The organism is Cupriavidus sp. 8B, from assembly GCF_054589115.1.
Genome location: NZ_BAAILO010000061.1, coordinates 17,303 through 30,493 on the forward strand (window position 1 = coordinate 17,303; position 13,191 = coordinate 30,493).

14 protein-coding genes are annotated in these 13,191 nt (G+C 57.7%); 7 read left to right on the forward strand and 7 right to left on the reverse strand.

Annotation, left to right across the window (positions count from 1 at the left end; all coding sequences use genetic code 11):
- Positions 1-3: 3 nt before the first annotated feature.
- Both ACYP5B_RS06100 and ACYP5B_RS06105 read right to left on the reverse strand, forming a co-directional pair.
- Positions 4-375: a Zn-ribbon domain-containing OB-fold protein gene (locus ACYP5B_RS06100; protein WP_459568960.1), complete on the reverse strand. Its 372-nt coding sequence runs from the start codon at positions 373-375 to the stop codon at positions 4-6.
- A complete protein-coding gene (locus ACYP5B_RS06105; RefSeq protein WP_459568961.1) occupies positions 372-1,508 on the reverse strand; it encodes a thiolase family protein in 1,137 nt (378 codons plus the stop codon). The genes ACYP5B_RS06100 and ACYP5B_RS06105 overlap by 4 nt, the downstream gene beginning before the upstream one ends.
- Positions 1,509-1,709: 201 nt before the next feature.
- On the opposite strand from ACYP5B_RS06105, the gene ACYP5B_RS06110 reads away from it, so the two are divergent.
- Entirely contained in the window at positions 1,710-2,465 is a 756-nt protein-coding gene (locus ACYP5B_RS06110; RefSeq protein ID WP_459568962.1) for a TetR/AcrR family transcriptional regulator, read from the forward strand.
- A 4-nt stretch (positions 2,466-2,469) separates the two neighbouring features.
- Here ACYP5B_RS06110 and ACYP5B_RS06115 read toward each other — a convergent pair whose 3' ends face one another.
- A complete protein-coding gene (locus ACYP5B_RS06115; RefSeq protein WP_459568963.1) occupies positions 2,470-2,826 on the reverse strand; it encodes a MaoC family dehydratase in 357 nt (118 codons plus the stop codon).
- Positions 2,827-2,840: 14 nt separating this feature from the next.
- Entirely contained in the window at positions 2,841-3,302 is a 462-nt protein-coding gene (locus tag ACYP5B_RS06120; RefSeq protein WP_459568964.1) for a hypothetical protein, read from the reverse strand.
- 150 nt (positions 3,303-3,452) lie between these two features.
- Between ACYP5B_RS06120 and ACYP5B_RS06125 the strand changes: the two genes are divergently transcribed.
- From ACYP5B_RS06125 to ACYP5B_RS06150, 6 genes are read left to right on the forward strand one after another with little or no spacing between them, the layout of a single operon-like run.
- Positions 3,453-4,484, forward strand: a complete 1,032-nt coding sequence (locus ACYP5B_RS06125; RefSeq protein ID WP_459568965.1) for a cyclase family protein — start codon at positions 3,453-3,455, stop codon at positions 4,482-4,484.
- 48 nt (positions 4,485-4,532) lie between these two features.
- Positions 4,533-5,843: a flavin-containing monooxygenase gene (locus tag ACYP5B_RS06130; protein WP_459568966.1), complete on the forward strand. Its 1,311-nt coding sequence runs from the start codon at positions 4,533-4,535 to the stop codon at positions 5,841-5,843.
- A 44-nt stretch (positions 5,844-5,887) separates the two neighbouring features.
- The gene (locus ACYP5B_RS06135; protein ID WP_459568973.1) at positions 5,888-7,006 is read left to right on the forward strand and encodes a Re/Si-specific NAD(P)(+) transhydrogenase subunit alpha; all 1,119 of its coding nucleotides are present in this window, start codon (positions 5,888-5,890) and stop codon (positions 7,004-7,006) included.
- Between the two features lie 15 nt (positions 7,007-7,021).
- Entirely contained in the window at positions 7,022-7,345 is a 324-nt protein-coding gene (locus ACYP5B_RS06140) for an NAD(P) transhydrogenase subunit alpha part 2 (protein WP_459568967.1), read from the forward strand.
- Complete coding sequence (locus tag ACYP5B_RS06145) at positions 7,342-8,763, forward strand: NAD(P)(+) transhydrogenase (Re/Si-specific) subunit beta (RefSeq protein ID WP_459568968.1); 1,422 nt, start codon at positions 7,342-7,344, stop codon at positions 8,761-8,763. Before ACYP5B_RS06140 ends, ACYP5B_RS06145 begins: the two co-directional genes overlap by 4 nt.
- Positions 8,760-9,389, forward strand: a complete 630-nt coding sequence (locus ACYP5B_RS06150) for a TetR/AcrR family transcriptional regulator (RefSeq protein WP_459568969.1) — start codon at positions 8,760-8,762, stop codon at positions 9,387-9,389. Before ACYP5B_RS06145 ends, ACYP5B_RS06150 begins: the two co-directional genes overlap by 4 nt.
- Positions 9,390-9,474: 85 nt before the next feature.
- On the opposite strand, the gene ACYP5B_RS06155 is transcribed toward ACYP5B_RS06150, so the two are convergent.
- The 3 genes from ACYP5B_RS06155 to ACYP5B_RS06165 are packed head-to-tail and all read right to left on the reverse strand — an operon-like array spanning position 9,475 to position 12,593.
- Positions 9,475-10,275, reverse strand: a complete 801-nt coding sequence (locus tag ACYP5B_RS06155) for a TIGR03084 family metal-binding protein (protein WP_459568970.1) — start codon at positions 10,273-10,275, stop codon at positions 9,475-9,477.
- 39 nt (positions 10,276-10,314) lie between these two features.
- Complete coding sequence (locus ACYP5B_RS06160; protein WP_459568971.1) at positions 10,315-11,547, reverse strand: CaiB/BaiF CoA transferase family protein; 1,233 nt, start codon at positions 11,545-11,547, stop codon at positions 10,315-10,317.
- A 17-nt stretch (positions 11,548-11,564) separates the two neighbouring features.
- Positions 11,565-12,593 carry a Bug family tripartite tricarboxylate transporter substrate binding protein gene (locus tag ACYP5B_RS06165; protein ID WP_459568972.1) on the reverse strand — a complete coding sequence of 343 codons (1,029 nt, stop codon included), beginning with the start codon at positions 12,591-12,593 and terminating at the stop codon, positions 11,565-11,567.
- Positions 12,594-13,191 lie beyond the last annotated feature (598 nt).

Sequence of the window (13,191 nt, forward strand, 5' to 3'; positions counted from 1 at the left end):
TCTTCAGTCTCGTGCATTCAGTGCAATGAAATAGGGTGTAAGCCTTCCGCCGAACTGGCGAAAGGTCACTCGTGCCATGTCTCCAACTTGCAGCGAAGAGTCTCCGTGCGCCATCATTCGGAATCCCTCCTCCGCGTCGAGCAGCATGATCGCGTAAGGGCCCAACTCGGCGAGCTCTGGCGACGGTGCCCTCGTCACGGTCGTGGCGGCATACACTCTCGCATGACCACTTGCTTGCAGCCGACTCGGTCGCTTGTCGCCGCAATTTGGACAAAAGGAGCGTTCGAAATACCAGGTGTGTCGGCAGCTTTCACAAAGCTGATATGCGATGCCGGGCTCGCCAGTAGACCAATCGGCAATAGCTACGGTGCTCAATGGACTCTCTCCAGGAATGCCGTGACATGCGACGACAGAACACCGCCGTCGCAGTGTATGAGCGCGAGCGAGGCGTCGCGGACCTGGCGATTAGCAGCGCGCTCAGTCATTTGCTGATGTGCTTCGACCAAATGCGCGATCGCTCCGCCGACGCCGCAATGGCCGTAGCTCAGGAGTCCTCCATGCGTGTTAAGGGGCAAGTTGCCATTGATATCGAAATCCCCATTGCGGGCGCGCTCGGCGGAGCCACCACGAGGCGCCAAGCCGAGTTCCTCGAGCAATATGGCTAGCGTGATGGTGAAGCTGTCGTAGATTGCCGCGTATCGGGCATCGGCGGCGAGAACGCCTGTGCGCGCGCTTGCTTGTTCAAGCGATGCAGCAGCGCCGAACATTGTCAGATCATGGGCGGCAGTGACATGCTGGTGGGTATGGGCTTGGCCGCAACCCAATACGCGAACGCCGAACGCAGAGGTACGTTCGCGACTAACGACAAATGCTGCAGCGCCGTCTGAGACAGGACAACAATCCAACAGCTTCAGGGGAGACGCGATGCTGCGCGAGTTCAGCACGTCATCAATGGCGATCGGCTCTCGGCGATGAGCACCGGTATGCAATTTGGCATTGCGGCGCATCGCGACAGCTAGCTCAGCTAGGTCTTCCTCCCGTAACCCAAATCGATGCATGTATCGAGAGGCAACGAGGGCATAGTAGGCAGGAATAGTTGCGCCGAATGGTAATTCGTAACGCGGATGTCCAACCTGTGCCAGATTGCGTAGCGCCTCATCTGGGCTTTGGCCACTAAGCCTGTTCTCTCCTGCGACCACAAGCACATGGTTGCACAATCCGCCATTTACAAGCTCGTGGGCGAGCATCAGCATTGCGAGACCGGTGGCACCACCCACTTGCATACCGTGCGCGTAGCTCGGCGATAGGCCAAAATGCTCCGCGAACACGGTGCTCAGCATGAGATGGGGCATAGTGGTGGAGTAGCCACAAAGCAATCCATCCACCTGCGATCTAACAAGCTGAGCATCAATCAGCGCAAGTTCTGCAGCGTCCGCCATCAGCGCAAGCGTGTCCTGCCCTGACAGCCGGCCAAATGAGGTCAATCCGACACCTGTGATCCAACTCACTGGCACACCTCGGCAATTGCGGTAGAATCAGAGATCATACTGGTAGGTAGATATATGAACCGTCGTCGGATGGATCGCGCCATGACGCCGAGTCGATGACGTCGTTCGTCAAAATCTGGTACTGCACGGTTCTATAGTCTACTAGCCAGTATAAATAAGTCAAGGTAGTTAGCAGCGACTGATCAGAACTTAGGAAAAGACATGACCACTCAGAAGAAGAACTCGCCGGGATCTCGCGCCGGAGCATCTCAGGCGCGACCGGCTCGCAAGCAGACAGGGCGGCGCAAGCCGATACCTGGCGATAGCGAGGAAAGGGCGGTCGTTCCCACGAGTATTGACGCGGAGCCATCCCTCCAGGATGAGCTTCGCAATCTGAAGATCGAGCGCATCCTGCAGGCGGCTGCCAAGTTATTCATGGAGCATGGATTTGTTGGCACGACCATGGATGCGATTGCCGAACAACTGAAGATGACCAAGCCGTTCATCTATCAGTACTTTGACAACAAGCACGCGGTACTTGCCGCCATCTGCGATCGAGAACTGAGGGAGTCGTTATCGATGCTGAATGGCTCGACGATGAGCGGGGGTGCACCGGTCGAGCGCTTGAAAGATTTCATCCGCACGGCGATGCGTCGCAATATCGTCAACCGAGGCCTATGGACGCTTATGGCCGCTGAGGAGAAGCATCTTCCGAAGGAGATGCTGGTCGACATTCGCGGATTAGAGATGGAGTTCCATAAGCGATTGAGTGCCATCATTGAAGACGGCGCCGCACAGGGGGTGTTCCTTACAGATCAGCCGCAACTCGCTTCTCGTGCGGTCATGGGGATGACGCAATGGGTCCGACGCTGGTACCGAACCAACGTCGATCCAGCGCCGGAGGTAGTGGTGGAACAGTTCTGCGAATTTGCGCTCCGTATGCTGGGTACCCCAGCGGAGTACACTCATGCTGGGTGACGACCTATCTGGCTTGTCGAGCGACTCCGGCGATCACCGTTTGTCCGTGATCATTGCGCACCCACACCTCTAGCGAGTCTGCATCAATCATGCTGCCGCCGGCGGTAACGCGGTCTCCAAGGCGTACGGGCAGCTGAAATCTGATGTCCAAAATCCAACTCTCCGGGCGCGTGGAGGGAACCTGTGCCAGCGCCTGCCATAGCACGCCTAACGACAGAGTGCCGTGAGCGATCTGTCCTTTCATTTGCGACGCAGCTGCAAACGCTGCGTCCAAATGGATGGGATTGAAGTCGTCGGTTAGATGCGCGTACGCTAAAACGGCTTCAGGGGTGATGTGCAGCGAGAGGGGTTCTAGTTTCATCGTATAAGTCCTAGTTAGCGTGCCCACAGGGCCTTGTGGACGCCTTCGAAGAGCGTGCGATCGGCCGCACCGCGGCACTTCATTTCTAGGTCAACCCAGAGCCTTCCATTACGTGCCTCCTTCGCTCCGCAGTGCACGGATGTCAACACTCGCTCGCCCACGCGTGGCAGCGCATGAATCGTAAAGCGTTGGGCTGCGTGGATCCCGCCAGGGGGGCGAACTGGCATCGTCGCCATGAACGCACGGATGGAAATCACCGACAGAAAGCCTGCTGGTACGTCTCGTGTTGGAAGCGGCGCGCCATAGAGTTTGCACCATGCCTCAACCAGTTCAGGCGTCAGGGCCAATTCATGGGTGCCATAGCAGCGGCCTGGCCTCAAGGCGGTGAACTCCAGTGCACTTGCGGCCTCATCGTTCGCGTGGCCCCCCTGGGTGCCGTGCGGATGAGCGTCGGGAAAGAAAAACTCGATCGTCATGCTGCCTCCTATCTGATGTCATCATACTATCAAGTAGATAACACAACTGCAAAGAATAAATATCTTGCATTCAAGTAGATCGTTGGGCATACTCCTCAGTAGCTTGACCGACACAGAGGCGCCTGTCGTGTGCCACGGAGGAGAACGATCATGACCAAAAGCCGCTGGGAACGGCGCCCCGATGGATCCAACTGGGGAGACTTCGGCGTTGACGATCAGTTGGGGCGCCTGAACCTGCTGACGCCTGAGAGAACCCGGGCGGCAGTTGCCGAGGTGCGAGAGGGCAAGAGCTTTTGCCTAAGCCTTCCCCTCGATCTACCCGGGGGCAATATCCTGAACCCGAATCGCCACCCGCCGCAGTTAAGCCCTACCCGCAGGCATGGGCGACTCGGTCTGAATTTCCGCCTGGCCGATGTCGATCCTCTGAGGACGGATGTGCTGAGCGATGACGTCGCGATCCTGCACCTCCAATACTCTACCCAGTGGGATGGGCTTGCGCATGTCGGAGCTATGTTCGATGTACTCGACGACGGCGTGCCGCGCCCTGTCTATTACAACGGCTTCGCAGCGGGCGAGGACATTGTTCTGATCGATGGATGCGACGAGTCGCAGGTGGAGTCGCGCGCTTTAGCGCTCGGCATTGAGCATATGGCGGCTAAGGGCGTTCAAGGTCGCGGCGTGATGATTGATCTGCTCGCAAACTTCGGCGCGGGGAGACGACTCATTGGTCTGTCTGATCTCGAGTATGTGCTTGCCAAAGATGGTGTGACGGTCGAAGAGGGGGACATCGTATGCCTGCATACCGGTTTCGCGGACGCTGTTCTAGGCATGCAAGGTAGCCCCGACATTGCAGTACTAGAGCAGACCGGCTGTGTACTTGATGGGCGGGACTCGGGTCTATTGCAATGGATCACGGACTCCGGCGTTGCCGCCATTGTTGCCGACAACTACGCGGTCGAAGCCTATCCCGCGCGTGGCTTGGGTGATGTCTGTTGCTCGGCGCTACCGCTTCACGAACATTGCCTATTCAAGCAGGGGATTCATCTTGGTGAGTTGTGGCACTTAGGTCCGCTTGCCAATCATCTGCGCCGGCAAGGGCATTCTCGATTTCTGCTGACAGCGCCACCGCTTCGACTGCCTGGCGCAATTGCTTCCCCGGTTACCCCTATCGCCACTGTTTGAGCGCGATGCAGTTTTGAACGATTACCCTATTCCAAGAAAGGTATTGCGATGAATGATATTTCGGCTCTTCCGGTTTGCATCATCGGGGCAGGATCTTCCGGTGTAACTACGGCAAAGGCGCTCCTCGAGCGCGGTGTGGCATTCGATTGCTATGAGATCGGATCCGACATCGGTGGGATGTGGCGCTATCAAAACGATAACGGGATGTCGTCCGCATACCGCAGCCTGCACATTGATACCAGCCGACGCAACCTTGGTTACTCCGACTATCCGATCCCAGACCACTATCCGGACTTTCTCTCTCACTTTGAAGTGATCAAGTATCTGTCGGACTATGCGGATCATTTTAAGGTTCGACCTCACGTGCGCTTCAACACAAAAGTCGAGAGCGTAAGTCAGGATGGCGACGGAGCGTGGAGAGTCACACTCCACGACCGCGAATCGAAGCGATATCGCGCGGTGATCGTCGCGAATGGTCATCTTTGGGATCCGCGGTGGGCGCGCTTCAATGGCGAGTTTCAGGGCGAGAGCTTGCATGCGCATGATTACAAAACGCCAGAGCCTTTTCTTGGAAAGAACGTGCTTGTGGTGGGCATCGGAAACTCGGCGGTGGACATCGCGGTCGATGTCTGCAAGCTTGCGAATAACACTTATATCTCGACTCGTCGCAGTGCCTGGATCATGCCGAAGTACATCATGGGGCTGCCGAGCGATCGATGGTCGTCCTTCCTAGGCTCAAAGCTGAAACTGCCTACGCGCATGGTCCGAACCACCATGAAGCATCTGATGTACCTCGCCGTGGGCGATCAATCCCGCTTCGGCGTTCCGCGGCCGAAGCATGCAATCTGGCGCGAGCACGCGACGCTTAGCCAGGAACTGTTGCCCTATGTGGGCCACGGTTGGATCAAAGTGAAGTCGAATGTGAAGGAACTGATCGGCGAAAAGGTGTGCTTTGAGGATGGTAGTGCCGCAGAGGTCGATACCATCATCTACGCAACCGGCTACAAGACAACCTTTCCCTTTATCGACCAACGCGTCTTTAAAGTGGACGACGGCAAGGCAGATCTTTATCGACGTATGGCGGTTCCTCACGCACCAGGGCTTTACTTTGCGGGACTGGTGCAACCGATCGGGCCGACGATCCCACTAGTCGAGATCCAAGGGCAGTGGCTTGCGCGTGTACTTGCAGGCCATGTCAAACTTCCTACCCGTGGTGTCATGTATCAGGAGATCATGCAGCACAAGCGCGCACTCGAAAAGCGTTACGTGGGGTCCGCGCGCTACACGCTCGAGGTTGATTTCAAAGAGTACGCTGCACAGATGCGCTCCGATATGAGCAGCGGACGGGCGAGGGTGTGATGGTCGCGGTCACTAAAACAAGCTCCTCTTATGTCGATGCACCATTGGTCATCGGTGTGCCGCGTGAAACGGCTTCCGGAGAACTCCGAGTGGCTGCGACTCCGGAAACCGTAAAAGCGCTGGTGGCACAAGGGTACGTCGTCCGTGTCCAAACAGGGGCGGGCACTGCGGCAAGTGCACTAGATTCGGCCTACGAGGCCGCTGGTGCAAGTGTCACGGATGCCACGAACGCTTTTGATGCGCAATTGGTGTTGAAAGTAAGAGCTCCCTCCGCCGGCGAGCTGTCAATCATGCGGCCGGGAGCGACTCTGGTGGGAATGTTAAACCCTTTTGACAGTGAAGGCCTTGCTCGCATGGCTGCCGCTGGTTTGACCGCATTCGCGCTTGAAGCAGCGCCGCGCACTACGCGCGCACAACCCATGGATGTCCTTTCGTCGCAAGCGAATATCGCTGGTTACAAAGCCGTGATGCTCGCGGCGAGCAACTACCAGCGTCTGTTTCCTATGCTAATGACCGCAGCGGGAACGATCAAAGCCGCACGTGTTGTGATTCTTGGTGTCGGCGTCGCGGGACTGCAGGCAATAGCAACGGCAAAGCGGCTGGGAGCCGTGATCGAAGCCTCCGATGTACGGCCTTCAGTCAAGGAACAGGTGGAGTCGCTAGGCGCAAAGTTTATCGATATCCCCTACGAGAGTGCTGAGGAAAGGGAGGCTGCCGAAGGGGTCGGGGGCTACGCGCGCGCGATGCCACAATCGTGGCTCGATAGGCAAAAGATCGAAGTGGGCCGGCGCGTGGCAATGGCCGATATCGTCATCACGACAGCCTTGATCCCAGGCCGCGCCGCGCCGACACTGATCACCGAGGACATGGTCCAGTCGATGAAGCAAGGATCGGTCATCGTCGATCTTGGCGCGCCCGCGGGGGGGAACTGTCCCCTTACGGTGCCAGGCCAGACAATCGTCAGACATGGGGTCACGTTGATCGGCGAGACCAACCTCCCATCCTTGGTCGCGGCAGACAGTTCCGCGCTCTACGCGCGAAACGTACTGCAGTTCTTGAAACTAATACTGCCGACCGGTGTTTCCGCCGTACAAGTCCCGCACGATGATGACATCGTCGAGGCTTGCTTGATGACACATGGCGGCGAGATCAAGCGCCGCTGACCGGAGTTCCAAAACATGCATACCGTCTCACCTACTCTTATCAATCTCATTATTTTCGTGCTCGCCGTGTATGTGGGCTATCACGTCGTGTGGACCGTCACACCGGCGCTGCACACGCCCTTGATGGCCGTCACCAATGCGATCTCTGCGATCGTCATCGTCGGTGCGATGCTTGCGGCGGGTCTCACGGAAAGCGGCGCCGCGAGAGCGGCTGGCGTGCTGGCCGTCGCTTTGGCGGCAGTCAACGTGTTCGGAGGGTTCCTTGTAACACGCCGAATGCTCGAGATGTTCAAGAAGAAGGGCAAGGCTGCGGCCAGCATTGAACGAGGTGCGGCATGAGCATGAACGTCGTCACGCTACTGTACCTCGTCGCGAGTGTCTGCTTCATCCAGGCACTGAAAGGCCTGAGTCATCCGTCTACGTCAATTCGTGGTAACAGCTTTGGTATGGTGGGCATGGCAATCGCCGTGCTGACCACAGCGGCATTGATCGTGACGCTGGCTGGCTCGCCCCTCGGCCTCTCGTGGGTCATGTTGGGCCTGATTGTCGGAGGAAGCGCAGGCGTCTATCTCGCGCGTCGGGTGGAGATGACCAAGATGCCAGAGCTTGTAGCTTTCATGCATAGCTTGATCGGCATGGCCGCAGTGCTGATAGCCTTTTCCGCAGTCACGGAGCCTGCGGCCTTCGGCCTGGTTGATGAGGGTAATGGGATCCCTCCCGGCAATCGCCTGGAACTGGCGTTGGGCAGTTTTATTGGGGCCGTAACTTTCGCCGGATCGATCATCGCATTTGGAAAGCTATCTGGCAGATATCGATTCCGGCTGTTCCAAGGGGCGCCAGTAACGTTCACTGGTCAGCACGCGCTTAACCTCACATTAGGTCTGGCATGCGCGTATCTTGCAGTCGAGTTTTGGAGTAGCCAGAGCGTGATGGCGTTCGCGGTCCTCACAATGATCGGCCTCCTGCTCGGCGTGCTGCTAATCATTCCGATCGGAGGCGCGGACATGCCCGTCGTGGTGTCGATGCTGAACAGCTACTCGGGATGGGCCGCTGCTGGAATTGGATTCAGCTTGAACAACAGTATGCTTATTATCTCGGGCAGCTTGGTTGGCAGTTCGGGAGCGATTCTGAGCTACATCATGTGTAAAGCGATGAACCGAGCATTCCTGAATGTCATTCTGGGAGGGTTCGGGAGCGACGCCAGCTCTGGCGAGCAATCGACAACGACGCAGCGCACCGTGAAAAGTGGTAGCGCCGACGATGCTGCATTCATCCTGGGAAACTCGGAAACGGTGATCATCGTGCCCGGATATGGGTTGGCCGTTGCTCGCGCTCAGCACGCGACGAAGGAGCTTGCGGCAAAGCTTACGGAAAAGGGAGTCTCCGTGCGCTATGCGATCCACCCCGTTGCCGGACGTATGCCCGGTCATATGAACGTGCTGCTGGCCGAGGCAGAGGTTCCGTACGATCAGGTCTTCGAGATGGAGGACATCAACAACGACTTCGGACTGGCGGACGTGGCCATCGTCGTTGGTGCAAATGACGTCGTCAATCCGGCGGCCCTGCAAAAGGGAAGTCCAATTTTTGGCATGCCGATTCTTGACGCTTATAAGGCGAAGACGGTGATTGTCAATAAGCGCTCCATGGCAACTGGGTATGCAGGCCTGGATAACGAACTTTTTTACATGGACAAGACGATGATGGTCTTCGGCGATGCCAAGAAGTTCGTTGAGGACATGGTCAAGGCAGTCGAATGAAAGACGCATTCTCGACCTCCTCCGAGAGCCGGATGCATCTACTTCGGGCTGCCGCGGAGTGTTTTATGGAGCGCGGTTTCCATGCAACCAGCATTGATGATGTGGCGCGACGGATACGGGCGACCAAGGGCCTCGTCTACTACCACTTCCTCTCAAAGATGGACTTGTTCTTCGAGGTCTATCGGGTCGGAATGGCGGCGTTAACTGAGGCCGTGGCGGCTGCCCGCAAGACAGAACATGCCGGGTTGCCTGCAGTTACAGCCATGCTCGAGGCTCATGCATTGACAATGTTTGAGTATCACGCTTTCGAGCATGTCGTCGCGCAGGGCGTACAGTTACATCGATTCAGTGCGATGACATCGGTGCAGCGGATGACCTTTGATGAATTGGTTGCGAGTCGCGATCGTTTGGAGCAGATGTACAGAACGGAGGTTGCGGCTGCACAAGCAGATGGTTCGGTGTCAGGTGACACCGAACCATCGATTGCCGTGAAAACAATTCTCGGAGGGATTCAGTGGTCCGTGATCTGGTGGCGACCCGAGGCAGATCAGGGATTAGAGGCGCGGCTTGTCCTTGCTCGGCAAATGGTTCGGACGTTGATCCGAGGCCTTGAGGTGCGACGCTAGTCTGAGTGACCTGCGCCTGAGCGTGAGTTCGGCACGAGAGTCAGCCCCGGGTGCACAGAATGCAATCCGGGGCATCTTCCTATTCTCAGACTCCGCGTCGGCGTGAGCCGGGCGCCGGAGGATCCGAGGGCGCGCCGGCAAAGCATTGGGCGATTTGCATCCATTGACGGGCAATCTCACCTTCTACGCGCAGCGACGTGTCGGCCAGGTTGCGGACCTGAGTGACGACTTGGCTGAATTCCGACGCGTCACCCTCAATCATGTCTGTGGTGTTGTACGCGTTCCATTCCCAGATGGCACCCGATGGCGCTGTAAGGCGAACTCGCGGCGGTGCATCGGGGGCCGGTAAGCCGCGATTGACATAGGCCCACTTGAACGTTTTGACGCCCAGCGTGGCAATCGGCTTCAGCCGATCTGTCGCCGCTCGTTGAAGATTCAAAGTGTCATAGATTTCGTGGCTGTGCGCCCAATTTTCCATCTGGCGCGCTGCCGCAAAGGATGGGACAGTCATCGGCGGACCAGCCCATGGAAGCTTTTCTTCTGGAGTCCGCATACTTAATCGACGGCTCATTTCGTGTGCCTGTTCGATCCAAACCTCATAAAGCCCTCTCCCGAAAAGTCCTGGGAAGCGATGTCGCGATTCCTCGATCGGGGTGGCACCGGCATTGCGGTGTCTCATCATGTCCTCGCGCAACGTGCGGAAGGCTTCCTCGGACGTCGTCGACGCGATTCCCATGTGGTCGCTGGCATACAGATGCAGAACAACGTCGTTGATTGTCCAACTCTTGAAGGCGGTGACACGTTCCCAATCCGTGGAAGCCAACGAGGATAGGAGACTGGAAAGCTCCTCGACTTCCTCATTCAAGCATTCGATCTCATAAAGCACAACTGCTCCTTGTGGGGTTAAATCTGGTGGGACGCTGGCTTAGCCATTCCGCTTCTCTATCGAATCAATCGGACTGCCGCGCACGGCGCCAGAAGCGATTAGCGCGTCGATTTCGTCTTGGCGGTACCCGGCTTCGCGCAGTACGGCGCAGGTGTGGGCGCCAATATGGCCGGATGGGGGCCTACCGGCTGGCTCTGGGCGCCCATCGACGAGAATGGTCGAGCGCAGCATTCGTACACGGCCTTCGTCGGGATGATCTTGAGGGGGCTCCACGAGGCCAACCGCGCGGAGGTGTGGATCATCGAGCAAAGAGTCCAGGGTGTGACATGGCATGCAGGGGATGTCGTACTCTCCCAGGATCTGCAGCCATTCGCTCGTTGTACGCTGTTTGAGCGAGTCAGTGCGGATGGAGAACCAATCATCAACGTGGCGGAAGCGAGCGGTGGCCGTGGCGAAGCGAGGATCATCGAGTAAATCTTCGCGTCCGAGAGCACGAAGCAGTGAGCGCGCCTGTGCGTCAGTGTTGGCAGTAAGGCTGATCCAGCCATCGGCTGTTGCCATGGGCTGATTGTGTGGGCTCAGGATGCGTCGATCACCAATCGGCCCAAGTGGGGGATCAAAGCTTGCCGGTCCTAGATGCTCCTGCAGGACCATTGCGGCAAGGGTCTCGAACATCGGTACTTCGATGGTAGCCCCTTCACCCGTACGACCCTGGTGACAAAGAGCGGCAAGAATGGCGCCCGCGGTGATCTCGCCAACCACATGGTCCGCCATCATCAGAGGGACGTAGGAGGGCTTTCCGTCGCGCGCCGCGAAGACCGCCGCAACGCCACTTGCACCTTGTACGACACTATCGTAGGCGGCGCGACCGCGGTAAGGTCCCGGACCGAAGCCCGTAATAACACAATGCACGAGGCGAGGGTGCAGCGCACGCGCGGAAGCTGCATCTAGCCCCAAGCGGGCTAGCGCGTCTGGCCTGAGATTGGAGACGAAAACGTCGCTCGTCTCGAGCAGACGCTCCATGATCGCAGCAGTGTCGGGATGTTTTAGATCAAGCGCGATGGCACGCTTATTCTGATTCAGGTGCAGGTAAGTTCCAGCATGACGGCCACTGGGGGAGGGACCGCCCAGTGTGCGTAAGAGATCGCCTTCAGGCGCTTCGATCTTTGTCACGTTGGCCCCGTACTCGGCGAGTCGTACGGTGCAGGCGGGGCCAACGATGACAGAAGTCAGGTCCAAGACGCGGATTCCATCCAGCAGTTTTGATGTCACGGTTCTCTCCCTGGAAGTCACTGAGGCTGGATTCCTGCGTCCCGCACCTTGATGCGCCAGACCTCGAGTTGTTGCTTCATATACGCCGCGAGCTCTGTCGGAGTGGCTGGTGCCGGCTCCGCGCCTGCGGCCGCCAGCTTTTCAGCGGTGCCTTTGCGACCGAGCAGTGAAGTGATCCGCGTGTTCAGGGCTTGCACGATGGGGGTTGGCATCCCGGCTGGTCCCATGATGCCCAGCCAACTAGGTAGGTCGAAATCAATCGACAATGACTCAGAAACCGTGGGAAGTGCGGGGGCCAAGGTACTGCGTTTGGAAGTGATTACAGCTAGTGGTCGAACTCGATTACTAGCAATGAGTGAGGAGGCGGAGCCGAGATCGCCAATCATGAATGCGATATGCCCACCAATGAGGTCAGTCATAGCTGCAGGCGTGCTCTTGTAGGGTACGGCGCCTGCTTCGAAATGCCCGAGGTTGGCGAGTGTCGACGCAGCTACTTGCCCAGTGGCATTTGCGTAGCCATACGAAATATTGGTGCGTTTTGCATACGTGACCAACTCCCGAACATTTTTCACGGGAAGCTCCGCACTGACGAGTACGATGAACGGCATGAAGCTCAGGCGTGCGACCGGGGTGAAGTCCTTAATGGGGTCGTATGGCAGCTTCTTAAAAATGAAGGGGTTGATCGAGCTCGCAGTGTTCGTTGTCAGGAGCAACGTGTAGCCATCCGGAGTCGCCTTCGCAACATACTCCGCAGCTAGGATCCCCGATGCGCCTGGCCTGTTGTCCACAATGAAGGGTTGGTTGAAGGCGGCCTGGAGATCTTCCGCGACTAACCGGGCGTGCTGATCGCTGGCACTACCCGGCCCGAACTGGACCACGATTCGAACTGGTTTGCGAGGCCACGGGTCGCTCGCAAAGGCGGGCTGTGGCCAGCGCGCTAGCGCAAGGGCCGCCGCCAACGTGCCGCCCCTCTGCAGCAATACCCTGCGCGACGGTCGCTCGAGGTCTGGGCCCGTGTCGCCGAGCAGGCTAGAAAGCACTTTCATTACTTGTCTCCGTTGATAGGTCGCCCTGGCCGCGAACCGGTATGTGCTGGTGGCGGCTGTTCAATCCTTGTTGCTCGATTTATACTAGCAAGGATATTGCACTACTTACAAGTATAAGTTCTACTCAAGGGAAGAAATCCCTGCATGAGAAGGCGCGGATGCCTCGCTATGTACCGGGGCGCCTTCCTGAAACTGAGAGACCCCCATAGTGTGAATGAGTCGCAGGCGCGTTTGAAGTTAGATCTGCCTCACCTTTAACGTCGACCACGCCGCAGCTCGATTGCACGAGCGATTTCGATTAGTCGAGGTCCTACGTGTTCGCAGAGTCAACTGAGAAATCTGTTGCGGCCCAGGCGGCACTAAGAGCACTAAGTGCCATGATCGGTAGCCCACGGCCAAGGTTGAGCTGCACAGTGACGGTATTGACGTCCTTGACCGGGTTGCCGATGCAATCCACCCAAGTTAAGCCTCAACAGGCCTTATAGGCGGCATGTCGATGAGGCTTATGACGAGGCGGTCGAGGCTTGGCGCGATCCGGTCGCACGCGATGGATACGTGTTGCGATCAAGGTCAAGGTTTCATTCAGAGCAGCCTTGGC

What these genes read in the sequence shown, in the direction of transcription:
- ACYP5B_RS06150 (WP_459568969.1), top strand. Translation starts at nt 8,760, where the DNA reads ATGAAAGACGCATTCTCGACCTCCTCCGAGAGCCGGATGCATCTACTT.
- ACYP5B_RS06165 (WP_459568972.1), bottom strand. Translation starts at nt 12,593, where the DNA reads ATGAAAGTGCTTTCTAGCCTGCTCGGCGACACGGGCCCAGACCTCGAG.
- ACYP5B_RS06145 (WP_459568968.1), top strand. Translation starts at nt 7,342, where the DNA reads ATGAGCATGAACGTCGTCACGCTACTGTACCTCGTCGCGAGTGTCTGC.
- ACYP5B_RS06130 (WP_459568966.1), top strand. Translation starts at nt 4,533, where the DNA reads ATGAATGATATTTCGGCTCTTCCGGTTTGCATCATCGGGGCAGGATCT.
- ACYP5B_RS06115 (WP_459568963.1), bottom strand. Translation starts at nt 2,826, where the DNA reads ATGAAACTAGAACCCCTCTCGCTGCACATCACCCCTGAAGCCGTTTTA.
- ACYP5B_RS06140 (WP_459568967.1), top strand. Translation starts at nt 7,022, where the DNA reads ATGCATACCGTCTCACCTACTCTTATCAATCTCATTATTTTCGTGCTC.
- ACYP5B_RS06110 (WP_459568962.1), top strand. Translation starts at nt 1,710, where the DNA reads ATGACCACTCAGAAGAAGAACTCGCCGGGATCTCGCGCCGGAGCATCT.
- ACYP5B_RS06125 (WP_459568965.1), top strand. Translation starts at nt 3,453, where the DNA reads ATGACCAAAAGCCGCTGGGAACGGCGCCCCGATGGATCCAACTGGGGA.
- ACYP5B_RS06120 (WP_459568964.1), bottom strand. Translation starts at nt 3,302, where the DNA reads ATGACGATCGAGTTTTTCTTTCCCGACGCTCATCCGCACGGCACCCAG.